The following is a 21,911-nucleotide window of genomic DNA, read 5'->3' as shown; positions in this document are numbered from 1 at the left end:
AATTTTTATACAAATATAGTGTTTAATTAAATGCTAAATTCATCAGATTTAATTTTCTATGTAATTGTTTTACAGTTTGTATGCCTTCTTGTGTTTGTAATATTGTAACCGCAATTTGTTTATTATCTACTGTGGCAATACAAATTTCATTTTCATCTAAAATTTCAATTATTGTTCCTGGTCGATTTTGATTAGATGATTTATTGATAATTCTAGCATCTATTAATTTTGCTGGATTTCCAATAAAAGTGGTGTCTGCGCCCGTATTCCATGGATTGCATGCATTTATTAAAGCAACTATTTCCGCAGCATCCATTCTTTTCCAGTTGATATAAGTGTCAGATAAAGTTGGTTTTTCATAATAATAAGCAACATCTTCATCTTGAACAATCCGAGGAATTGAATTAGCAAATTGAAGCATATTTGCCATATTAAGAGCTACTTGCCCAACCCTATTACTTAATTTAACAGTTAAACTACCATAGGTTTCATTCTCGTTAATGAGAATAGGATCATTAAAAATAATATCACCTTCATCAAAATTTGCGTTCATGAAATGAGCGCATATAGCAGTATGACTTTCTTGATTTTTTAGGACTTCAAAAATAGGCATAACCCCTCTATATTGAGGTAATGGACCTGGATGGAAATTGATGAATTTTTCAGTTCCGTATGCTAAAACATCTTCTGGAATTAAAAATGGAAAGGATATGGAAAAAATAAAATCTGGCTTAATTTCATGTATCCAATCTTTCATTTGCCCTATTTTAGCTTTGTTTGGAAAATGCTTGAATTTTATTTGATTATTAGCACATTCATTTTCTAATGCATCAACTATATTTTCAGAAGCTTTTCCAATAGCTACTCCATGTAGAAATTTTTCAAAAGCTAATAATTGTAAAGCTGGAAAAGCAAATCTCCCACCACATAACAATACTATTTTTACATTATTTTCCATATTATATACAAGTATAACTATTGTACCAAGCCGAGTTTATGTTTTCTAATTGGAAAGAGGCTAATTTCTCAAATTCTTCTTTGTAATTTGTAATTTCTTTTTCTATTTCAATATCACAATAGCCGTTTTTGTCAACTACTTTGGCTTCAAATAAAGGACTTAAAGTTGTGTTTGTTTTTTGATCAAAGGAAATTATCCCTCTTGGAGTTTTAAATTCAAAATCTTTTAAAGCGGAAGAAATTTCGTTTAAGTTCGCCTTATGAATATCTAATAAAGAAATTATTTTTTCGACTATCGCTGCGCTTTCCCAACTGATAAGAGAAAATAAATTTGGTGTTTTACCTTTTGCTTCTAAAGCTTCAATGAAATGTTGGTTATGCGAATTTTTAATTTTTTTTGACCAAGCCGTAATTCCTTTGATGTGTTCACTTGCAAATTCTGCTTTTTCGAGCATGGTTTCTTCCATTCCAAATGGAGTTAAATAAATTGGTAAATTCTTATTTTTAAATTTTTTATTAATTTCGGCAAAATACCATTGTACAAAATCTCCGCTAAAGATGGATAATAGGGTTGTATTTGGAAATTGATCTAAATGTGTAGCCAATGGATCCATGTTAAAATCATCTTCTCTATAACCCGTTGCATGATTAAAAACGATTTTTCCATTACTATCTTCGAAACTTTTACTAATACTATAGGTGTGTAGATAACCGCCATCATAATATCCTGTAATTAACGCACCTTGATTATATCCCTCTCTGATGGCTTTTTGTGCTGATAATCGAGCACCTAGAGAATTGTGTAAGGAGTGGTAAATGATATTAGGACAAGTTGGCCATTCAAGGGGTAAGTTGGCACCTGCATCAAGTACTATTAATATTTTATTTGCGGCTAAAAATAATGGCCTTAATAGCTCTGCAGTTCGATGACCAATGTAAGCTACAACTAAGCTAACATTTTCTTCTAATAATAGTTTTTCTGCAGCACGATAGCATTGTTGCTTATCTGCTCCAAAACCAATATTTTCAGTAATAATTTGATATTCTTTTTTTTCTAAATTTTCTAAACCCGATTGAAGACCTTGAAAAATATCAAAGCTAATGGTTTGATAGTAAGTTGATCTTGGTAAAAGGATTCCAATTTTTTGCATTTTGTTCTTATATTTATAAAGGAAACATCATAATCTTAATAATGTTTCCTTTATTTTTTAAAATTTATATTTGATTTAGTTTCTACTTGGAAAAATTCCTACGGTTGCAATTGAATAATTTATCGTTAAATAAGGATTCATGATACTAAAAGGAATATTAGAACCAGTTATATCCGTTGTGCCAGATACTTGTGTTCCTCCCATAAAAATATTTGGAGAAGCAACTGGGCTGTAAGAATCTGATCCAGTTACTGCAGGATAATTTCCGCTTGGAGATTGTTCTTCACCTAATCCTGAACTTGCTTGAATTTTAACATTTACATTGGTTAAAGTATGCATGTGAGCAGGAAGATTAGATGATATAAGAGTCACTGTATTATGTCCGCTCCTTTCACCAATTGAATAATCAGGTAGACCAGGCCCTTGTCCTTGTCCAATAGGCATTCTACCTTGTAAATCTGGAAGAGCAAAAGTGGTTTGTCCATTACCTCCATAGGTTGTACCAATTAATGAAAATAAAGCTGTGTTTTGAGCGATTGAAAGGATTTGACCAGCGCAAAGCATGTATCCTCTAGGTGCAAAATAAAATCCAAAAATTTTAATTTCTCCTATGAAAGGTTCTGTAGACATAATATTTATATTTTAAAGTTATACTCAATTGAATTAATTCCTGCTAGGGAAAATTCCGTATATAGCAATAGAATAATTAATAGTTAAGTATGGATTTTGAATATTTACTGGAATATTAGAACCAGTTATATCTGTTGTTCCTGATACTTGTGTTCCACCCATGAACACATTTGCTGTGGAAACTGGACTATAAGAATCTATTGCTGTTACTGCTGGAAAATTTCCATTAGGATTTTGTTCTTCAGCTAAATTAGTGGCTGCTTTAATTTTTACTTGCATAGAATTTAAAGTATGCACGTGTGCTGGAATATTTGATGTTAAAAGCGTCACATTCGTTGTTCCGGATAATTGCCCCATAGTATAATTTGGTAAACCAGGTCCTTGGCCTTGACCAATTGGCATTCTTCCTCTTAAATCGGGTAAAGCGAAAGTGGTTTGCCCGTTACCTCCATAAGTAGTTCCCATTAAAGAAAACAAAGCAGTGTTTTGAGCGATTGACAAGATTTGACCCATGCATAATTGATAACTCTGAGGTGCAAAATTAAATCCGAAAATTTTGATTTCTCCAATAAAAGGTTCTGTTGACATAATTGTAAAAATTTAATAGTTAATAATATTTTTACTAAAGTAATCAAAATTTGAATAGGTTTATACTTACAAAAATTCATTTTCTTAACACTTTGCTAAATTATAGCATTCTTGTAAACCCTATACCCGTAAAAATACCTGTTTTGTGATTTAGGTAATTATTTATAACTTTTTAATTCTAAATTTGTCTTTAAACAAATAACTTAAAATTTTTTATTATGGCAAATGAGTTACCACAAGACGTGATTACATTAGAAACCGCTCAAGAATGGGCTTCTAACTGGAACAATCAAGGGGCAAGTTTCTTATCTAAGAATGCATTAAAAGCTTTTTTAATTCCAGCAGAAGATGTACAAGGAATTATTAGTGATGATAAAACCTATCACATTAGAGGCTATTTAGGTCTTGAACAAAAAACGGATGGAACTTTAGAACCTCATATGATGGTTGTAGGAGTTGATAGTAATCAAAATGATATGATTGACTACGAAAATGGTTATTATATTTATGATTTTACAAGCCCATGTCCAAATACATGTAATACAACTGCTCCATTTATTAATTCTGCAAAATAATTTTGTTAGATTTATTAATACATATAGGGAATTTGCTTCTAGGTATTAACTTTATTTTATTTTTTATAAAAATGAAGAAAATATCTAGAGCAATCCTTGTATTTACTTTGTATTTATTATGTATTTTAATTATACAAATTACATCCGTTTATTTAAGAAGTCAATCTATAAATAATCTTTATTTATCTCATTATTATTTTATTCTTCAATTCATATTTTTAAGTATTTTCTATTTAGAAATCATTAATAATACTTTTCAAAGAAAAGTAATTAAAATTTCGGTACCTATTTGTTTAATTTCACTGACTGTTCAATATTATTTTAATCATGATTTACTAGTCAAATTTAATTTATTCGAAATTTTTATTACTTCTTTTTTAATTATCATTTTTTCGATGTTTCATTTTTATAATATTTTAAATGAAAAGAGGAAATATTATTATTTAAACACTGGAATACTACTATATTTGTTTGGTAGTACAGTACTGTTTATTTCTGGTAATTTAATTACAAGATTGGATTTGGCTCCTAGCAAAATTGTATGGATATTAAATTCACTTTTATACATTGTGTATCAGTTTTTTATATTATTAGAATGGAGAGAAATTTTTTTAAATAAAGAAAAATCAAATTATGATAAATGATAGAGAACTAGTCTTGGCAATAGTTTATACTTTTATCGCTTTCATTTTGTTAACGGTTTCCATTTTAGTTTTTTTCTATTATTCAAGAAAAAAAATTATTCAAAAAGAAATTGAAAAAAAAGATTTAGAGATTACGTATCAAAAGGAAATGCTTAATGCGGCTATACTTACTCAAGAAAAAGAAAGAAAAAGAATAGCAAGAGATTTGCATGACGATATTAGTTCAAAAATTAATATTATTTCTTTAAATAGCCATTTTTTAACAGCGCCTAGTTTATCAGAAATAGAGATACATGAAATAACTTCTAATATAATTGAGGTTTCAGCTAAAGTATTAGAAAGTACAAGGAGAATTTCACATGATTTATTGCCTCCTATATTTGAAGAATTTGGAATTCATGTTGCTATCGAAGAACTTTGTTGTAATTATACAAAATCGAAAGAATTGATCATCAATTATAAAAACGAATACCAACAAGAAATATTTAATGAAATTGAAACCAAAAATCATTTGCACCTTTTTAGAATTATTCAAGAACTTGTAAATAATTCCATTAAACATGGTCATGCTTCAAAAATTGATATTGTATTGGAAAAAAAGAAAAATAAAAGAATTTTAAAATATACAGATAACGGTAAGGGGTTTGATTTAGAAAATAGTACCGTTAAAAAAGGATTAGGAATGAAGAACATCGAAAGTAGAGTAGAATTTTTAAATGGAAATTTTAAAATGAATAGTGCTATTGACCAAGGAGTACAAATACATTTAAACTTTTAAAAATCAAATTTTGTTAAGAAACATACTTTTAACAAAGCTAAATTTAAAATCTATCTGCAAATGAAAACTATAAAAATTATTCTAACAGATGATGAACTTCTTTTTAGAAAAGGAATTCTATTTATGTTGGAACGTGAAAAAAATATTGAAATTGTTTTTGAAGCTTCAAATGGGGAAGAATTGGTTACCTATTTGAATGAAAACCAAGATAATTTACCCGATATTATTCTTATGGATTTGAAAATGCCCATGTTAAATGGAGTAGAAGCCACTAAGAAGATTCATAAAAAATTTCCAGGTGTCAAAATTATTGCTTTAACAAGTTACGACACAAAGCCATTTATTATTAATATGATTCAAGAAGGAGCTTCTTCTTATTTAATCAAAAATGCTTCTCCCAAAGAAATGGTCTTTACAATTAATGAAGTAGCTTCTAAAGGTTTTTATTACAATGATTTAATTATGAATATTATTCATGAAGGACTTATTTTTGGTACCAAGAAGACAAAAAGCACCTTCGATGAAGAATATTTAACTACTCGAGAGAAAGAGGTTCTGGAATTAATTTGTGAACAATTAAGTACGAATGAAATTGCTGAAAAATTATTTATTAGTCCGAGAACAGTTGATGGACATAGAAATAACCTTTTGTTAAAGACAGAATCTAAAAATATTGCTGGTTTAGTAGTCTATGCTATCCAAAATAAAATCGTTACTCTTAAAAATATAACCAATAAAATTTAGAAACGGTATTACCCTCTAATTTTGATTTGCTTTATAGTGTTTTATCATACTTTTAACCTCTTTACAAATAGTATTTAGTATCTTTGAAAAAACTATTTTAAATTGAAAAAATATTTTTGCTTACTATTTTTATTGTTGTCTTTTTCTACAAAGGCTTCATTTATATTAATACCTATGGAAGCAGAAGGTCAGCAAAATCACCTTAAAGCTTATGGTATAACCTACTGGGCATTGGATAAAAATTATAAAGCCAGTTGGTTATTAAATTATCGTGGTGGTTCTTTTTTATTACCAGATGATACTTCAATTAGAAGAGAATGTCAAATAAGAGGAGTTACATTTGAAATACTATCAGATGCTGCCGCAAATGCTATCTTAGAAGAAATTAGTAGTCCTTCTCAAAATATGGAAACGGTAGTTTTAGAAAAAGCACCTAAAATTGCTGTATACACACCAAAAGGGAAACAACCATGGGATGATGCAGTAACTATGGTCTTAACTTATGCTGAAATACCTTATACAGAAATTTATGATGAAGAGGTGCTAACAGATCAACTGGTTTTGTATGACTGGTTACATCTACATCATGAAGATTTCACAGGGCAATATGGGAAGTTTTTTGGAATGTATCGTAATGCACCTTGGTATATCGAACAAAAAAAACAAGCGGAAGATTTAGCTAAAAAAATGGGTTACAGCAAAGTGTCAGAAGAAAAGTTAGCTGTTGCTATTAAAATTCGCGACTATGTTATAGGTGGAGGATTCATGTTTGCGATGTGTTCTGCAACTGAAACTTTTGATATTGCTCTTGCTGCTGAAGGTGTTGATATTTGCGAACCAATGTTTGACGGAGATGCCAGTACATCTAATTATCAAGCCAAAATTGATTACAATAATGCTTTTGCATTTAAAGATTTTATATTGGAAAGACAACCAACAATATATGAGTTTTCAGATATTGACACTTCTAAAGACAGAAATAATAATAATAGAAAAGTCCCTTTTGAAAAAGATTATTTTACTTTGATGGATTTTTCAGCAAAATGGGATCCTATTCCAACAATGCTTTGTCAAAATCATACCCAACTTGTAAAAGGTTTTATGGGACAAACAACTGCTTTTGCTGAGCATACGGTTAAAGCCAATGTTTTAGTACTAGGTGAATGTAAGATTAATGGAGAAGCTAGATACATCCATGGAACAAAAGGAAAGGGAATGTTTACTTTTTATGGAGGACATGACCCTGAAGACTATCAACATCATGTGGGAGATGCTCCAACAGTTTTAGACTTGCACCCTACTTCACCAGGATACCGACTGATTTTAAATAATGTATTGTTTCCTGCTGCAAGAAAGAAAAAACAAAAAACCTAATGTTTCATTACAAGTTTATAATATGAATGGTAGAGAAATGATGAACAGTAAATTATCTGAAATTACTAATACTGGAACATTTCTAATTTAAAAACAGGAGTATATGTTTTGCAATAGCTTCTGAAGAAGGAGCAACCACTCAAAAAGTAGTAAAAAAAGTAAGAGGAAAGTTTTTCAAAACAGGTTTCAATTATTAGAAGCCTTTTTTTATTCCCAAAGAATAATCGCCCAATTTTCTCTTTGTTCTTCAGTTAAAAATGTCCAAGCAATAAAACGACTTATTTTATTTCCTTGTTCCATTTCAATAGTCTTAACTTCGAGAGCATTTACTTTTTTCAAATGATTGTAAAAAGGCTTTAGATTTTCTTTTTTTGAAACCAAAGAAGTAAACCAAAGACATTGTTTCTTAAAATGAGCACTTTCATAAATCATATTGGTAACAAATGCAAGTTCGCCACCTTCTGTCCATAATTCATTATTTTGACCACTAAAATTTAAGACCGGTTTGCCTTCTTTGGCTTTGCCAAGATTTCTTAGTTTTCTTCGAGTACCTTTAGTTGCTTCTTCTCTCGAATTATGAAAAGGAGGGTTGCAAATTACAAAATCAAATCGATCATTTTCTAATATGCTATTTTTAAAAATATTTCTTTTGTTGGATTGTATTCTTAATATAACATCCTTCTGTAAAGACTCATTTTTTTCAACAATTTGAGCACACGATTTTAATGAAGGAACATCGGTTTCTGTTCCTACAAATTGCCAGCCGTATTCTGAATTTCCTATGATAGGATAAATGCAATTGGCACCTACACCAATATCTAGACCTTTAATATTTCTGCCAGTTGGTATTTTTCCTTTATAGGATGTTGCTAGTAAATCTGCTAAATAATGAATATAATCTGCTCTGCCAGGAATGGGCGGACAAAGATTTGTTTTTGGGAAATCCCAAAAATGAACCTTATAATACGTTAATAAAAGACTTTTATTTAAAGCTTTGACAGCATCAGGAAGCGAAAAGTCAATTGTTTCCTTTCCATACGCATTGATAAAAACATAATCTTTTAATTTAGGATATGTGGCTATTAGTTCCTCAAAAACATAACCTTTATTATGTTTGTTTCTAGGATGTAATTGTTTTTTTGTTTCCAATGGTAAATTGTAAATAATTTAAAGTATAATTTTAGATTCTAAGGAACCTAATTCTTTGAAAAGATCTTTTGTATTTAAATCGATAAAACGAATCCCTTTACTATAGGTAAATGGAAATTTTTCTTCGGTAACATCCATTTCTTCAGTCATGGTGTTGTTTATTCTAATTTTCACAAGATCATTATCTACTAGATATTCTCTTTCAATTTGCGCTCCAGCACCTGCATCATAAGTGGAAAAATGATGTAGTACTAAATCATCATTACGTACTATAAAGTCTAAAAAGGTATTACCACACGGTCCATAACAATACAAATTAATTTTAATATGTTGTTTGTCAATTTTTATTTCTTTAGAACTATTGGTATGTGCATTCGTAAAATAATATTCTTCTGTAATAATAGAGCGATTATGAGCCATCAAAGTATAATTTGTACTATTATTTCTAAAGACTAAGATACTTTCTGATGGTTTCATGCTTGTTTGATCTTGTATAATAGCTACTGCATCCTCTAAAGTATCATTGTCTAATTTTCCAAATGCCACATGAAGTATTTCTATTTTTTTTCCTTCAAATTCATTTTGAATAAGTGTCAATAGTTTTTGAGGTATTTTAAGCTGAACCGTATCTCTTACGGTAATTTCAACTTCTTGGTTTGAAATGGTATCAATAGTGATTTCAGTAAAACTATCAGGAGTAGGAGTTGTAGTTTCTTTTTTGCAACTAATTAAAAGTATTAGAAAAAGAAAAATTGAAAGTAACTTTTTCATTTTTTATTCAAATATAAACAAAAATCCCAATCAAAAGATTGGGATTTCTATATAAGTAAGATAAACTGGTTTGACGTATTATTTAATTTTTTTAACGATAGCTGCAAAAGCTTCTTGGTGATTCATCGCTAAATCTGCAAGAACTTTACGGTTCAATTCGATGTTGTTAGCTTTGATTTTACCCATGAATTGAGAATAACTCATTCCGTGTAATCTTGCACCTGCGTTGATACGCATAATCCATAAAGCACGGAAATTTCTCTTTTTTTGCTTTCTGTCACGGTAAGCATAAGCCATTGCTTTTTCTACCGCGTTTTTAGCTACTGTCCAAACGTTTTTACGTCTTCCAAAGAATCCTTTGGCTTGTTTTAATATTCTTTTTCTTCTAGCTCTACTAGCTACTCTATTTTTTGCTCTTGGCATAATTTTAAATGTTTTTTGTAGTAAGGCGGTTTTTTAACACTTTTGAATTGTAATTTCAATTCGCCCACTCCAGGGTTATTAATTTATTTTAACCTAAACAACGAATTAAATAATATTCAATTGTTGTTTAATACTTTTCTCATCTGTCTTGTGAACCAAAGTAGAATGAGTTAAAGCTAATTTACGCTTTTTAGATTTTTTAGTCAAAATGTGACTCTTAAAAGCATGCTTTCTTTTAATTTTTCCAGAACCAGTAACTTTGAATCGTTTCTTAGCACTAGATTTTGTTTTCATTTTAGGCATTTTCTTCCTGTATTTAATTTATCTTACTTATTATTTTTTTGAGTTGGCAAAGCTAACTCTTTATCTTTATAATTAGTCATGTAATAACTAATTAATTTAATAACATTTTATTTTGCCTTTTTCTTTGAAGCTAAATACATAATCATACGCTTACCTTCTAATACAGGTAATTGTTCCACTTTTCCATACTCTTCTAATTCTTGTGCTAAACGCAGTAAAAGAATTTGTCCTTGTTCCTTATAAATAATTGAACGTCCTTTGAAGAATACAAAAGCCTTTAATTTGGCTCCATCTTGTAAAAACTTAATGGCATTTTTCTTTTTGAACTCGTAATCATGCTCATCGGTTTGTGGTCCAAAGCGAATCTCTTTAATAACAACTTGAGATGATTTCGCTTTAAGCATTTTTTCACGTTTCTTTTGTTCATAAAGAAACTTACCATAATCCATTAATTTACAAACTGGAGGCTCAGCATTTGGAGAAATCTCCACTAAATCTACTTCTTGCTCTTCTGCAAGACGTAATGCTTCATTAATTTTGTAAATACCTGGTTCGATGTTTTCACCTACTAAACGTACTTCTGGTACACGAATTAAATTGTTAATTCGATGTGCTGATTTCTTTTCTTCGCGAGGTTTGAAACCTCTGTTGTTTCTAATTGCTATGGCTTTAAAAATTTAAGTTAAACTTAGAATTGTTTTAATGTTTTGTTTATTTCTTCTGTAACTAAGGCTGCAAAGGCATCAATAGTCATAGTTGTATTAGATTTTCCATCGTCTCCATGACGTCTTACAGAAATTGTACCATTTTTCTCTTCTTCTTCTCCTACAATTAACATGAAGGGATACTTTTGCGTTTCTGCTTCACGAATCTTTTTACCAATAGTTTCGTTTCTATTATCTAATAGGGCGCGAATTTCGTGATTTTCTAGCAAATTTAAAACTTTTTCGGCATATTTTTCATATTTCTCACTCAAAGACAAGATAATAGCTTGCTCAGGCATCAACCAAATAGGGAAATTTCCTGCCGTATGCTCTAATAAAATTGCAATAAATCGTTCCATACTACCAAAAGGCGCACGGTGAATCATTACAGGTCGGTGTAATTCGTTATCGCTACCTTTATATGTTAATTCAAAACGTTCAGGTAAATTATAATCTACTTGAATCGTACCTAATTGCCAACTTCTGCCTAACGCATCTTTAACCATAAAGTCTAATTTCGGACCATAAAATGCAGCTTCACCAGGTTCAATTACATAATTTAAACCTTTATCTCTTGCAGCACTAATGATTGCATTTTCTGCCTTCTCCCAGTTTTCTACACTTCCTATATACTTGTCAGGGTTGTCTAAATCTCTCACAGAAACTTGAGCTGTAAAATTTTCAAATCCTAAAGAACCAAAAACATAAAGTACTAAATCAATTACATTTTTAAACTCAGCATCTAATTGATCTGGTGTACAAAAAATATGGGCATCATCTTGTGTAAATCCTCTTACACGAGTTAATCCGTGTAATTCTCCACTTTGCTCATATCGGTAAACAGTTCCAAATTCTGCATAACGTTTTGGTAAGTCTTTATAAGACCATGGACGCGCATTGTAAATTTCACAATGATGCGGACAATTCATTGGTTTTAATAAAAACTCTTCTCCTTCAGCTGGTGTATGAATCGGTTGAAAACTATCGGCTCCATATTTAGCATAATGACCAGAAGTGACATATAATTCTTTTTGACCAATATGTGGAGTAACCACTTGTTCGTAACCCGCTTTTTTTTGTGCTTTTTTCAAAAATTGCTCTAAACGATCACGTAAGGCAGCTCCTTTTGGTAACCATAAAGGCAAGCCTTGTCCTACCTTTTGGGAAAAATGAAATAATTCTAATTCTTTTCCTAGTTTTCTGTGATCTCTTTTTTTAGCTTCTTCTAATAATTGAAGATATTCCGTTAAATCTTTTTGCTTAGGAAATGAAATTCCATATACACGTGTCAATTGTTTGTTTTTTTCATTTCCTCTCCAATAAGCACCTGCTACAGAAAGAATTTTCATAGCTTTAATAATTCCCGTATTTGGAATATGGCCACCTCTACATAAATCTGTAAAAGTAGCATGATCACAAAAGGTAATTGTCCCATCTTCTAAATTCTCAATCAATTCGGTCTTAAATTCATTGTCCTTATATATAGCTAGAGCTTCTGCTTTGGAAACAGAACGCATTTTAAATTCATGCTTTTCTCTCGAAATTTCTAAAACACGATCTTCTATTTTCTTAAAATCAGCATCTGTAATTTTTTTATCTCCAAAATCCACATCATAATAAAATCCATTATCAATTGCTGGACCAATCGTTAATTTTATTCCAGGATACAACTCTTCAAGCGCTTGAGCCATAACGTGTGAAGTGGAATGCCAAAATGCTTTTTTGCCTTCTTCGTTATTCCAAGTATATAGTACAAGAGAACCATCGGTGGTTAGTGGAGTAGAGGTTTCAACGGTTGTACCATTAAACGCAGCTGAAATTACATTTCTTGCTAAACCTTCGCTTATACTCAAAGCGACATCCATAGGAGTTGTACCGTTTGCAAACTCCTTAACCGAACCATCCGGTAAAGTAATCTTTATCATTTGTTAAAATTTAATGAGGTGCAAATATAATACAATAGAAAAACAAACACAATATATATAGGTATACTATTTTATTAATTTTCAGGAGCAGAGGTTTAGTAGTATCAAGCTATCTGTTCCCGCTTTTCGTTCTATCTTTTTATTTTTTAGGGGAAAAAAATAAAAAGGATGCCACTACAATCGGGGCTATTAGAGGTTTTTTGTTATTTAGGAGTTATTTTTCTTTTTACCTTATATATATAGTATGTTTAGAATAGTTTTCTAGAATTCTTCAAAAAAGCATTTGTTTTTGTGATAGGAGTTATACAAGTTGTTTTTTTTTGTTTTGTAAGTATCTTGTAATCAGTGCGAAGAAAAAAAGATAAAAAAATAGTTAAGAAAAGGTTAGGATTGTAGCAGATGGTACTGCAATCTTGTGGGAGAGTATGTCGTCGCCTTTCTTTTGAAAACCCTTATCTATACGATAAGGGTTTTTTGCTTTTATACCATTTATTAAAATAATAATCCATTATTGGATTTAATAGAAACTCTTTTTTTTCTCTTCTGTTTTGATTTATATTTGCTTATGCGATATTTTATAGATGTTATTTTGCCATTGGCTCTCAAAAAAACTTTTACTTATGAAGTTTCTGAGGCAGAATTTAATTACATTCAAACAGGCATGCGTGTAGCAGTTCCTTTTGGTAAGAATAAAATTTACACCTCGTTAGTTTTAAATATGCATAATAATCCTCCTTTACATTATGTAGCTAAACAAATTGAAACTATATTAGATATTGCACCTATAATAAATTTATATCAGATTGAACATTGGAAATGGGTTTCGGAGTATTATATGTGTTCTTTTGGTGAAGTTTTTAAAGGAGCTTTACCTTCGGGTTTATTGTTAGAGAGTGAAACCATAATATCTAAAAAAAATGATTTATCGTTTCCTATTTCTGATTTAAAGGATGATGAGTATTTAATTTATGAAGCATTACAATTGCAATCTTCAATTTCTGTTGGAGAAATTATAAAATTATTAAATAAAAAAAATGTTTTTCCTGTTATTAATGGGATGTTGTCTAAAGGCGCATTAGTAATTCAAGAAGAAATAAAAGAAACCTATAAACCTAAAAAAATAAAATATGTAAAAATTCAAGATGAATTTTTACAAAAAGAAAGGTTAGAAGAATTATTACTTCTTGTTTCTAAAGCTAAAAAGCAGCATAATCTGATATTGAATTATTTTCAATTGAAAGCTATTGAAAAAGGAGATGTTAAAGTGAAATACTTACTTGAATTTTCCAATTCTTCTACCTCAGTTTTGAAGTCATTAATTGACAAAGGAATTTTTGAAGAATTTTATTTAAATCAAGATAGGATTATATTTGAAAAAGATGATGCCGCTAATTTTAATTTAAGTATTTCTCAAGAGAGAGCTTTAACAGAAATTAAAGAAGCAAACAAAAAGTTCGATATCACTTTGCTCCATGGAGTTACTTCTTCAGGTAAAACGGAGATATACATTAAGTTAATTGAAGAATATCTGGTTCGAAAGGAGCAAGTTTTATTTTTATTGCCCGAAATTGCTCTAACAACCCAATTAGTTCAACGATTAACAGCTTATTTTGGGAATCAAATTTCTGTATTTCATTCAAAATACAATGTCAATGAAAGAATTGAAGTATGGAATAATGTGTTAGAGAATTCTGAAAAAGCCAAAATAGTTATTGGTGTTAGAAGTGCTTTATTTTTGCCTTTTTCAAATTTAGGCTTGGTGATTATTGATGAAGAGCATGAGCAAACGTTTAAACAACAAGATCCTGCCCCGCGATATCATGCAAGAGATACAGCAATAGTATTAGCTAAATTGCATCAAGCTAAAGTTTTGTTAGGCAGTGCAACTCCAAGTTTAGAATCCTATTATAATGTAAAGATTAATAAATATGGTTTAGTGGAATTACATGAAAGATATGGTAATGTAGCCCTTCCAGAAATTAAAATAATTGATTTAAAAGACAAGTATTTTAGAAAGAGAATGCAAGGTCATTTTTCAGATGAGTTGTTAGAACTTATAACAGAAAAATTATCTTTAGGGGAGCAAGTAATTCTATTTCAAAACAGAAGGGGTTATTCTCCATTTGTTGAATGTCTTACTTGCGGACATGTACCGCATTGTCCTAATTGCGATGTAAGTTTGACATATTATAAATTTAAAAATCAGTTGCGTTGTCATTATTGTAGTTATTCCATTGCAAATCCTTCTCATTGTCATCACTGTCAATCAGTTGATATTACCACTAAAGGCTTTGGTACTGAACAGATTGAAATGGAGTTAAAATTATTATTTCCAACTAAATCAATTGGTAGAATGGATCAAGATACTACAAGAGGTAAATATGGTTTTGAAAAAATTATTGATGCTTTTAAAAATAAAGAGATTGATATTCTAATTGGTACACAAATGTTAGCTAAAGGACTTCATTTTGATAATGTTACTTTAGTAGGTATTTTAAATGCGGATAATATGTTGAATCAGCCTAATTTTAGAGCATACGAAAGAGCTTTTCAAATGATGACTCAAGTAGCTGGTAGAGCTGGTAGGAAAGAAAAAAAAGGAATTGTTCTAATTCAAACCTACAATCCTTACCATAATACCATTCAACAAGTAGTTAACAATGATTATAAAGCCATGTATGATGAGCAGATATATGAAAGACAGAATTTTAAATATCCACCCTTTTATAGATTAATAAAGCTCACACTCAAGCATAGAGATTATGAAAAGCTAAAAGAATCATCGCTTTGGTTATATAACGTTCTTGTTCAGCAATTACATATACCTATACTAGGTCCAGAAGAACCTGTAATAAGTAAAATTAGAAATGAATATATACGTTCTATAATTATTAAGATTCCTACTACTATTCATTTGGGTAAAACAAAAAAAACTATTGAAAAAATAATTCAAAGTTTTGATGCAATTTCACAATATCGTTCAGTAAAAATAACAGTTAATGTTGATCATTATTAAATAGCTTCTATGGCTTTGCTAATAACATCTTTCTTGTTTCTACTAATTGGGATTTTCTGTCCATCAATTTCTGCAAACTTACTGTTGAATTTTTCTACTCGATCTAAATTTACAATGTAGGATTTGTGAACTCTAATGAATTTTCCTTGTGGAAGTTCATTTTCAAATGATTTCATAGTAGATAAAACCAAATGGCTTTCATCGTCTGTAACTACTTTGATATAATCCCCATAAGCTTCAATCCATTTAATTTTATGGGTGAAAACTTTTAATTTTTTCAGATTGCTTTTTATAATAATAGCTTCACCTAATTCTTCATGAGATTCATTTCTTAATTGATGTAATTCTAAAGCTTTCTTAACTGCTTTTAAAAAACGATCTTTGGATATTGGTTTTTGAAGAAAATCAGTTGCTTCATAATCAAATGCTTTCACAGCATAATCTGCTTTCGAAGTAATAAAAATAATTTGTGGTTTAACTTTTAAGCCATCTAATAAATCAAACCCACTAATTAAGGGCATTTCTATATCTAGAAAAATTAAATCAACATTATTATTATTTAGGGAATTTTTTGTTTCTAAAGCATTAGCAAAATCTCCAACTAAATGTAGATTAGTTGATTCATTAACTAGTTTGGTAATTGTCATTCTCTGTATCGCACTATCATCAACGACTATACAATTCAACTTCATAGGTCTAAATTTAAAGCTAAAAGTATGCTAAAAAAATTAATAGAACAAATAAAAACGTAAATAAAACAAATAAAATCGTAAATAAAACACAATTAATCGCAGATATGTTGTTATTTAAAATAAATTTTATATTTTTGCACCCAATTTAAACAAAATTAATATAATTATTATGAATCATTATGAAGCTGTTTTCATCTTGAATCCCGTTTTATCTGAACAACAGATAAAGGAAACAGTAAGCAAATTTGAAGATTTTCTTACTTCTAAAGGGGCTGAGATGGTATCAAAAGAAGATTGGGGCTTAAAAAAATTAGCTTATGAAATTCAACACAAGAAAAGTGGATTTTATCACTTATTTGAATTTAAAGCACCAGGAGAAATTATTGCAAGTTTTGAAACTGAATTTCGTCGTGACGAAAGAGTAATGCGTTTCTTAACAGTTACTTTAGATAAACATGCAATTTCTTGGGCAGAAAGAAGAAGAGTAAAATTAAAAGCTAAATCAAACTAATTATGTCAACTTTAGAGCAATCTGCAAAAGGAAAAAAAGAAGGAGATATCAGATATCTTACTCCTTTAAATATAGAGACTAACAAACAAAAGAAATACTGTCGTTTCAAAAAATCGGGTATTAAATACGTAGATTATAAAGATCCAGATTTCTTATTAAAATTCGTTAACGAGCAAGGTAAAATTTTACCAAGACGTTTAACAGGTACTTCTTTGAAATACCAAAGAAAAGTTTCTGTAGCTGTTAAAAGAGCACGTCACTTAGCTTTAATGCCTTACGTGGCTGATTTATTAAAATAATTATCAATAATAAGTTGTTGCTGCGAATTTTTCGGAGCTAACTTCTAAAATAAAAGGACATCAACATGGAACTTATCTTAAAACAAGACGTTCAAAATTTAGGATTTAAAGATGACGTAGTAACTGTGAAAAATGGTTACGGACGTAATTATCTAATTCCTCAAGGGTTTGCTATTTTAGCTACTCCTTCTGCTAAAAAAGTTTTAGCTGAAAATTTAAAGCAAAAAGCACACAAAGAGCAAAAATTAGTTGACGATGCAAATAAAATTGCTGAAGCTTTAAAAGCTCTTGAGATTAAAATTAGTGCTAAAGCAGGTGGTGATAAATTATTTGGTTCTATTACCAATGCGAATATCGCTGAAGCTTTAGAAGCTAATGGTCAAGCAATTGATAAAAAATTCATCACTAGTGGTATCGTGAAACGTGTAGGTAAATATACTGCAAACGTTAGACTTCACAGAGATGTTATCGTTGAATTACCATATGAAATTATCGCTGAAAAAGCATAATTTTTTTATAAAAAATATTTTATAGCCCTTCCTTTTTGGAGGGCTTTTTTTTTATATTTACAACATGAAGTATATACGACTTACGAAAGAGCAATTAGAAGAGCTTCATCCTGAATTTGTTACTTTTTTAGCAACACAATCCATTGATAAAAAGGAATGGGATGAATTAAAAAAAAATAAACCTGAAATAGCGGAACAAGAAATAGATGTTTTTTCAGATATGATTTGGGACAGAGCTATTTCCAATGTAAATTTTATTGACCATTTTTCAAAAAACTATATTTTCTTATTCAAATGTGTTGAAAACACAGTGTATTCATACGTTATCAATAGTAATGTTTCTCATGTTGACTTTTTAACTTCTGATGGAATCAATTGGTTAAGTGAAAATATATTTTCTGATGATATTGAAATAAAGAAAGGTAAAAAAGACATTTCTGATGATAGAAATGGTTCTTTGTTTTCAATTATTAAACAAGGAGGAATCATAAGTAAAGGGGAATTGTTTACAAAATTAGATTATCTTTTAAATCAATAGTTTGTTTATGAATATCATAGAAATCGTACAATCTTTAAGAGAAGAATTAAATCAACATAATTATAATTATTATGTTTTGGATAAACCTACCATTTCTGATTTTGAATTTGATACCAAATTAAAACAATTACAAGATTTAGAAGCAAAATATCCAGAATTATATGATGAAAATTCCCCAACGGTTAGAGTAGGAGGTGCAATTACGAAAAATTTTGAAACGGTACCTCATGAATATAGAATGTATTCCCTAGATAATTCGTATTCAAAAGAAGATTTGTTAGATTGGGAAAAAAGATGTCAAAAAATTTTAGGTGATGTTCTTTTAGAGTTTACTTGCGAACTTAAATATGATGGTGCTTCTATTAGTATTTTATATGAAGGCGGAAAACTAAAAAGAGCGGTTACAAGAGGTGATGGATTTCAAGGAGATGACGTGACCAATAATATAAAAACAATTAAATCTGTTCCAATTCATTTGAAGGGAAATTATCCAGATAAATTCGAAATTAGAGGAGAAATCATTTTGCCTTTTGCAGGATTTGAAAAGATGAATCAAGATTTAATTGAAATTGGAGAAACACCTTATTCTAATCCAAGAAATACCGCTTCAGGTAGTTTAAAATTGCAAGATAGCGCTGAAGTTGCCAAAAGACCTCTGGATTGTTTATTGTACACATTAGTAGGTCCAAATTTACCTATTATGAGCCAATATGAAGGACTTCAAAAAGCTAGAGAATGGGGTTTTAAAGTTCCTCAAGAATCAAGATTGGTAAGTAACATTGAAGAAGTTTTTGAATTTATTAATTATTGGGATACGCATAGACATAATTTGCCTTATGAAACAGACGGTGTGGTTGTGAAAGTGAATCAAGTTCAATACCAAGAAGAATTAGGATATACTTCTAAATCTCCAAGATGGGCCATGGCTTATAAATTTAAAGCGGAGCAAGTAACCACAGTTTTAAATTCGATATCCTATCAAGTGGGAAGAACTGGAGCTATTACACCAGTGGCAAATTTAGAACCTGTTCAGTTAGCTGGAACTATTGTAAAAAGAGCTTCTTTGCATAATGCAGATCAGATTCAGAAACTGGATATTAGAATTGATGATACGGTTTTTGTAGAAAAAGGAGGAGAGATTATCCCTAAAATTATTGGTGTTGATTTAAATCAAAGACCATTAACTAGTCAACCAACAACATATATTACACATTGTCCTGAATGTAATACTGCTTTAGTAAGGATGGATGGTGAAGCCAATCATTATTGCCCTAATTTTTATGGGTGTCCGCCTCAAATCATAGGAAGAATTCAGCATTTTATTTCTAGAAAAGCCATGGATATAGATGGTCTTGGAGGAGAAACTGTAACGTTGTTATATAATGCTAATTTGGTTGCAAATTATGCGGATTTATATGATTTGACCAAAGAACAAGTAATTCCTTTAGAAAGAATGGCTGATAAATCGGCAGAAAATCTCATTAATGGAATAGCAAATTCTAAAAGTATTCCTTTTGAACGAGTTTTATATGCTTTAGGTATTCGATATGTTGGAGAGACTGTTGCTAAAAAATTAGCAAAACACTATAAAACAATTGATGCGCTAGCTAAAACCACTGTAATGGATTTAGTACTAGTTGATGAAATTGGAGAAAAGATTGCGCATAGTGTGGTGCAATTTTTTGAAAATGAAGCAAATCAAGTACTTGTTGATAGACTTAAAAGTTACGGAATTCAGTTGGAAATAAGTGAATCGGATAATGCCTCGATTTCTGATAAATTAAATGGTAAGATTTTTGTGGTTTCGGGTGTTTTTGAAAGCTATTCTAGAGATGACTTGAAAAAAGCCATTGAAGATAATGGAGGTAAGGTAGGAAGCTCTATTTCATCTAAAACACATTATGTAATTGCAGGAGCTAATATGGGACCTGCGAAATTAGAAAAGGCGAATCAATTAAATATTCCCATTTTAGACGAATATGAATTTAATAAAATGATTGATGCCTAAACTGAATGCTTCTTTGGGATTGTATATTCTCGCTGGTGTTCTTTATGTTGTTTCCTCTTGTTTGGACAATGAATGGATTACATTAGTGACTAAACCCGTAATCATTCCTTCAATTGTTTTTTATTATTTTACACAAATTCGAAGAAAAAGTGACGATTTATTTGTCTTGTCATTAGTGCTATTCTTTTTTGGTGATATCTTATACTTAATCAATTTAGAAGATTATTATTTTTTTGGGCTTTTTTTGTTTTTGATTCCCTATTTAATCATTATTTATTTTATTTATAAAGATTTAAGACTGTTGTTACAAGTAAGACCAATAAAAAAAATAGATATTTCATTAGTTATTGTATTGTTGACCATGCTGTATTTAACGTATAGCTTGCTAACTTTAATTGAATTTAGTTCTAACAAGGAATTTGTTTATATTTTATTATTTAGTATAGAGTTGTTTTTAATGACCTTGCTTACAGCTCTTGTTTTTCTTTATTCCAGTTATAGAAAAAATGCTTATCTAGCTTTTACTATCGTCTCATTTATTTTATCAGACGTTTTTTTTATGCTAGATAAGCAATTTAATTTAGTAGTTTTTAAATTGGTAAACACTTTAACCCAAACTATTTCGTATTATTTCTATGTCATGTATTTTTTGGAACGCACTTCTTTAAGAAGAAGGTATCTCAAATAAATACTTTCCTAACCTAGAATGATATTTTTTGTAGTGCTATCATAGGTAACATCATCTGTTAGATAAAAATCAATTCTGCCAAGATTGATACCAAAACACCCAACTTGATTAATGATAACATCTTTACCCTCTAAGTTTTTTTCTAAAACAGGTTTGTCTAAAAAAGTATGTGTATGTCCCCCGATAATTAAGTCAATATTTTTTGTTTGTTGTGCCAAGATGATATCACAAACTTTTTCAGGTTCGTTTTTATATTTAAACCCAATATGTGATAAACAGATTACTAAATCGCATTTTTCATCTTCTTTTAATGTTTTGGTCATACTTTGAGCTACTTCTATGGGATTGTTATAGACAGTTTCTTTGTATAGTTTTTTGTCAACTAACCCATCAAGCTCTACTCCAAGTCCGAAAATACCGATTTTAATTCCGTCTTTAGTAATAATTTTATAAGGTTTAACGATGCCGTCTAAAACGGTATTTTTAAAATCATAATTTGCTGAGACAAAATCAAAATTCGCATGACCTAATTGCGCATGAAATCCATCGATACCGTTATCAAAATCATGATTTCCCAAAGTTGCTAAATCATATTGCATCATACTCATTAGTTTGAATTCTAGTTCACCGCCATAATAATTGAAATAAGGGGTGCCTTGAAAGATATCGCCAGCATCTAAAAGCAAAACATTTTTTTCTTCTTTTCTGATTTGCTCAATAATACTAGCTCTTCTTGCGGCTCCACCCATATTTGGATTTCTAGGATGGTCAGCAGGAAATGGATCAATATGACTATGTACATCATTGGTATGTAAAATAGTTATTTTTTTAGTTTCTAAAGTTGAAAAGCTGCTTAATGATACCCCTCCTAATGACAATAAAGCGGAACTCGCAACTGTTTTTTGTAAAAAATCTCTTCTTTTCATAAGGTATA

Annotated in this window: 24 protein-coding genes; 12 read left to right on the top strand and 12 right to left on the bottom strand. The window is 30.0% G+C overall.

From position 1 onward, the window contains the following. Positions 1 to 22 precede the first annotated feature (22 nt). The 4 genes from NHF47_RS14440 to NHF47_RS14425 all read right to left on the bottom strand — a co-directional run bounded on the left by NHF47_RS14440 (position 23) and on the right by NHF47_RS14425 (position 3,326). Positions 23 to 958, bottom strand: coding sequence for a methionyl-tRNA formyltransferase (locus tag NHF47_RS14440; RefSeq protein ID WP_252765595.1), 936 nt, complete (start codon positions 956 to 958; stop codon positions 23 to 25). 1 nt (position 959) lies between these two features. After that, a complete protein-coding gene (locus NHF47_RS14435; RefSeq protein ID WP_252765594.1) occupies positions 960 to 2,108 on the bottom strand; it encodes an ABC transporter substrate-binding protein in 1,149 nt (382 codons plus the stop codon). A gap of 75 nt (positions 2,109 to 2,183) precedes the next feature. After that, positions 2,184 to 2,738, bottom strand: coding sequence for a phage tail protein (locus NHF47_RS14430; RefSeq protein ID WP_252765593.1), 555 nt, complete (start codon positions 2,736 to 2,738; stop codon positions 2,184 to 2,186). 33 nt (positions 2,739 to 2,771) lie between these two features. Beyond that, positions 2,772 to 3,326, bottom strand: coding sequence for a phage tail protein (locus NHF47_RS14425; RefSeq protein WP_252765592.1), 555 nt, complete (start codon positions 3,324 to 3,326; stop codon positions 2,772 to 2,774). A 218-nt stretch (positions 3,327 to 3,544) separates the two neighbouring features. Between NHF47_RS14425 and NHF47_RS14420 the strand changes: the two genes are divergently transcribed. From NHF47_RS14420 to NHF47_RS14400, 5 genes are all read left to right on the top strand, one after another. Further along, the gene (locus NHF47_RS14420) at positions 3,545 to 3,901 is read left to right on the top strand and encodes a hypothetical protein (protein ID WP_252765591.1); all 357 of its coding nucleotides are present in this window, start codon (positions 3,545 to 3,547) and stop codon (positions 3,899 to 3,901) included. A gap of 71 nt (positions 3,902 to 3,972) precedes the next feature. Then, positions 3,973 to 4,545 (top strand): hypothetical protein, encoded by a 573-nt coding sequence (locus NHF47_RS14415; protein WP_252765590.1) that lies wholly within the window; start codon positions 3,973 to 3,975, stop codon positions 4,543 to 4,545. Then, the gene (locus NHF47_RS14410) at positions 4,535 to 5,323 is read left to right on the top strand and encodes a sensor histidine kinase (protein ID WP_252765589.1); all 789 of its coding nucleotides are present in this window, start codon (positions 4,535 to 4,537) and stop codon (positions 5,321 to 5,323) included. The genes NHF47_RS14415 and NHF47_RS14410 overlap by 11 nt, the downstream gene beginning before the upstream one ends. 60 nt (positions 5,324 to 5,383) lie before the next feature. After that, positions 5,384 to 6,067 carry a response regulator transcription factor gene (locus tag NHF47_RS14405; RefSeq protein ID WP_252765588.1) on the top strand — a complete coding sequence of 228 codons (684 nt, stop codon included), beginning with the start codon at positions 5,384 to 5,386 and terminating at the stop codon, positions 6,065 to 6,067. A 174-nt stretch (positions 6,068 to 6,241) separates the two neighbouring features. Then, a complete protein-coding gene (locus NHF47_RS14400) occupies positions 6,242 to 7,441 on the top strand; it encodes an asparagine synthetase B (protein WP_252765587.1) in 1,200 nt (399 codons plus the stop codon). A gap of 207 nt (positions 7,442 to 7,648) precedes the next feature. Here NHF47_RS14400 and rlmF read toward each other — a convergent pair whose 3' ends face one another. The 6 genes from rlmF to thrS all read right to left on the bottom strand — a co-directional run bounded on the left by rlmF (position 7,649) and on the right by thrS (position 12,716). Further along, on the bottom strand, positions 7,649 to 8,590 hold the full coding sequence (gene rlmF, locus NHF47_RS14395) for a 23S rRNA (adenine(1618)-N(6))-methyltransferase RlmF (protein ID WP_252765586.1): 942 nt from the start codon (positions 8,588 to 8,590) through the stop codon (positions 7,649 to 7,651). An 18-nt stretch (positions 8,591 to 8,608) separates the two neighbouring features. Further along, positions 8,609 to 9,361: a hypothetical protein gene (locus NHF47_RS14390; RefSeq protein ID WP_252765585.1), complete on the bottom strand. Its 753-nt coding sequence runs from the start codon at positions 9,359 to 9,361 to the stop codon at positions 8,609 to 8,611. Between the two features lie 78 nt (positions 9,362 to 9,439). Next, positions 9,440 to 9,784: a 50S ribosomal protein L20 gene (gene rplT / locus NHF47_RS14385; protein WP_159779200.1), complete on the bottom strand. Its 345-nt coding sequence runs from the start codon at positions 9,782 to 9,784 to the stop codon at positions 9,440 to 9,442. A 105-nt stretch (positions 9,785 to 9,889) separates the two neighbouring features. Further along, complete coding sequence (gene rpmI, locus NHF47_RS14380) at positions 9,890 to 10,087, bottom strand: 50S ribosomal protein L35 (protein ID WP_130736572.1); 198 nt, start codon at positions 10,085 to 10,087, stop codon at positions 9,890 to 9,892. A 107-nt stretch (positions 10,088 to 10,194) separates the two neighbouring features. Next, positions 10,195 to 10,746 carry a translation initiation factor IF-3 gene (infC, locus tag NHF47_RS14375; protein ID WP_290800134.1) on the bottom strand — a complete coding sequence of 184 codons (552 nt, stop codon included), beginning with the start codon at positions 10,744 to 10,746 and terminating at the stop codon, positions 10,195 to 10,197. A 29-nt stretch (positions 10,747 to 10,775) separates the two neighbouring features. Then, positions 10,776 to 12,716 carry a threonine--tRNA ligase gene (gene thrS, locus NHF47_RS14370; protein WP_252765584.1) on the bottom strand — a complete coding sequence of 647 codons (1,941 nt, stop codon included), beginning with the start codon at positions 12,714 to 12,716 and terminating at the stop codon, positions 10,776 to 10,778. A gap of 565 nt (positions 12,717 to 13,281) precedes the next feature. Here thrS and priA point away from each other — a divergent pair. Further along, positions 13,282 to 15,732, top strand: a complete 2,451-nt coding sequence (gene priA, locus NHF47_RS14365) for a primosomal protein N' (RefSeq protein WP_252765583.1) — start codon at positions 13,282 to 13,284, stop codon at positions 15,730 to 15,732. On the opposite strand, the gene NHF47_RS14360 is transcribed toward priA, so the two are convergent. Further along, positions 15,729 to 16,424, bottom strand: a complete 696-nt coding sequence (locus NHF47_RS14360; protein ID WP_130734981.1) for a LytTR family DNA-binding domain-containing protein — start codon at positions 16,422 to 16,424, stop codon at positions 15,729 to 15,731. The genes priA and NHF47_RS14360 overlap by 4 nt on opposite strands. A 169-nt stretch (positions 16,425 to 16,593) precedes the next feature. Between NHF47_RS14360 and rpsF the strand changes: the two genes are divergently transcribed. From rpsF to NHF47_RS14330, 6 genes are all read left to right on the top strand, one after another. Further along, a complete protein-coding gene (gene rpsF, locus NHF47_RS14355; RefSeq protein WP_140998795.1) occupies positions 16,594 to 16,935 on the top strand; it encodes a 30S ribosomal protein S6 in 342 nt (113 codons plus the stop codon). A gap of 2 nt (positions 16,936 to 16,937) precedes the next feature. After that, a complete protein-coding gene (gene rpsR, locus NHF47_RS14350; RefSeq protein ID WP_072785428.1) occupies positions 16,938 to 17,234 on the top strand; it encodes a 30S ribosomal protein S18 in 297 nt (98 codons plus the stop codon). Positions 17,235 to 17,299: 65 nt separating this feature from the next. Then, on the top strand, positions 17,300 to 17,743 hold the full coding sequence (rplI, locus tag NHF47_RS14345; protein WP_140998794.1) for a 50S ribosomal protein L9: 444 nt from the start codon (positions 17,300 to 17,302) through the stop codon (positions 17,741 to 17,743). Between the two features lie 64 nt (positions 17,744 to 17,807). Beyond that, positions 17,808 to 18,281 carry a DUF6495 family protein gene (locus tag NHF47_RS14340; protein WP_252765582.1) on the top strand — a complete coding sequence of 158 codons (474 nt, stop codon included), beginning with the start codon at positions 17,808 to 17,810 and terminating at the stop codon, positions 18,279 to 18,281. Positions 18,282 to 18,288: 7 nt separating this feature from the next. Then, the gene (gene ligA / locus NHF47_RS14335) at positions 18,289 to 20,289 is read left to right on the top strand and encodes an NAD-dependent DNA ligase LigA (RefSeq protein WP_252765581.1); all 2,001 of its coding nucleotides are present in this window, start codon (positions 18,289 to 18,291) and stop codon (positions 20,287 to 20,289) included. After that, on the top strand, positions 20,282 to 20,977 hold the full coding sequence (locus NHF47_RS14330) for a lysoplasmalogenase family protein (RefSeq protein WP_252765580.1): 696 nt from the start codon (positions 20,282 to 20,284) through the stop codon (positions 20,975 to 20,977). The genes ligA and NHF47_RS14330 overlap by 8 nt, the downstream gene beginning before the upstream one ends. Before the next feature lie 8 nt (positions 20,978 to 20,985). On the opposite strand, the gene NHF47_RS14325 is transcribed toward NHF47_RS14330, so the two are convergent. Further along, positions 20,986 to 21,903 carry a bifunctional UDP-sugar hydrolase/5'-nucleotidase gene (locus NHF47_RS14325; RefSeq protein ID WP_252765579.1) on the bottom strand — a complete coding sequence of 306 codons (918 nt, stop codon included), beginning with the start codon at positions 21,901 to 21,903 and terminating at the stop codon, positions 20,986 to 20,988. Between the last annotated feature and the right edge of the window lie 8 nt (positions 21,904 to 21,911).

The organism is Flavobacterium sp. NRK F7 (genome assembly GCF_024054195.1).
GTDB lineage: Bacteria > Bacteroidota > Bacteroidia > Flavobacteriales > Flavobacteriaceae > Flavobacterium.
This window is presented reverse-complemented; position numbering and strand designations above follow the sequence as displayed.

Bases quoted from the DNA above. Each gene is read 5' to 3' on its own strand.
- NHF47_RS14440 (WP_252765595.1), bottom strand. From the start codon at position 958: ATGGAAAATAATGTAAAAATAGTATTGTTATGTGGTGGGAGATTTGCT.
- NHF47_RS14435 (WP_252765594.1), bottom strand. From the start codon at position 2,108: ATGCAAAAAATTGGAATCCTTTTACCAAGATCAACTTACTATCAAACC.
- NHF47_RS14430 (WP_252765593.1), bottom strand. From the start codon at position 2,738: ATGTCTACAGAACCTTTCATAGGAGAAATTAAAATTTTTGGATTTTAT.
- NHF47_RS14425 (WP_252765592.1), bottom strand. From the start codon at position 3,326: ATGTCAACAGAACCTTTTATTGGAGAAATCAAAATTTTCGGATTTAAT.
- NHF47_RS14420 (WP_252765591.1), top strand. From the start codon at position 3,545: ATGGCAAATGAGTTACCACAAGACGTGATTACATTAGAAACCGCTCAA.
- NHF47_RS14415 (WP_252765590.1), top strand. From the start codon at position 3,973: ATGAAGAAAATATCTAGAGCAATCCTTGTATTTACTTTGTATTTATTA.
- NHF47_RS14410 (WP_252765589.1), top strand. From the start codon at position 4,535: ATGATAAATGATAGAGAACTAGTCTTGGCAATAGTTTATACTTTTATC.
- NHF47_RS14405 (WP_252765588.1), top strand. From the start codon at position 5,384: ATGAAAACTATAAAAATTATTCTAACAGATGATGAACTTCTTTTTAGA.
- NHF47_RS14400 (WP_252765587.1), top strand. From the start codon at position 6,242: ATGGAAGCAGAAGGTCAGCAAAATCACCTTAAAGCTTATGGTATAACC.
- NHF47_RS14390 (WP_252765585.1), bottom strand. From the start codon at position 9,361: ATGAAAAAGTTACTTTCAATTTTTCTTTTTCTAATACTTTTAATTAGT.
- rplT (WP_159779200.1), bottom strand. From the start codon at position 9,784: ATGCCAAGAGCAAAAAATAGAGTAGCTAGTAGAGCTAGAAGAAAAAGA.
- rpmI (WP_130736572.1), bottom strand. From the start codon at position 10,087: ATGCCTAAAATGAAAACAAAATCTAGTGCTAAGAAACGATTCAAAGTT.
- thrS (WP_252765584.1), bottom strand. From the start codon at position 12,716: ATGATAAAGATTACTTTACCGGATGGTTCGGTTAAGGAGTTTGCAAAC.
- priA (WP_252765583.1), top strand. From the start codon at position 13,282: ATGCGATATTTTATAGATGTTATTTTGCCATTGGCTCTCAAAAAAACT.
- NHF47_RS14360 (WP_130734981.1), bottom strand. From the start codon at position 16,424: ATGAAGTTGAATTGTATAGTCGTTGATGATAGTGCGATACAGAGAATG.
- rpsF (WP_140998795.1), top strand. From the start codon at position 16,594: ATGAATCATTATGAAGCTGTTTTCATCTTGAATCCCGTTTTATCTGAA.
- rpsR (WP_072785428.1), top strand. From the start codon at position 16,938: ATGTCAACTTTAGAGCAATCTGCAAAAGGAAAAAAAGAAGGAGATATC.
- rplI (WP_140998794.1), top strand. From the start codon at position 17,300: ATGGAACTTATCTTAAAACAAGACGTTCAAAATTTAGGATTTAAAGAT.
- NHF47_RS14340 (WP_252765582.1), top strand. From the start codon at position 17,808: ATGAAGTATATACGACTTACGAAAGAGCAATTAGAAGAGCTTCATCCT.
- ligA (WP_252765581.1), top strand. From the start codon at position 18,289: ATGAATATCATAGAAATCGTACAATCTTTAAGAGAAGAATTAAATCAA.
- NHF47_RS14330 (WP_252765580.1), top strand. From the start codon at position 20,282: ATGCCTAAACTGAATGCTTCTTTGGGATTGTATATTCTCGCTGGTGTT.
- NHF47_RS14325 (WP_252765579.1), bottom strand. From the start codon at position 21,903: ATGAAAAGAAGAGATTTTTTACAAAAAACAGTTGCGAGTTCCGCTTTA.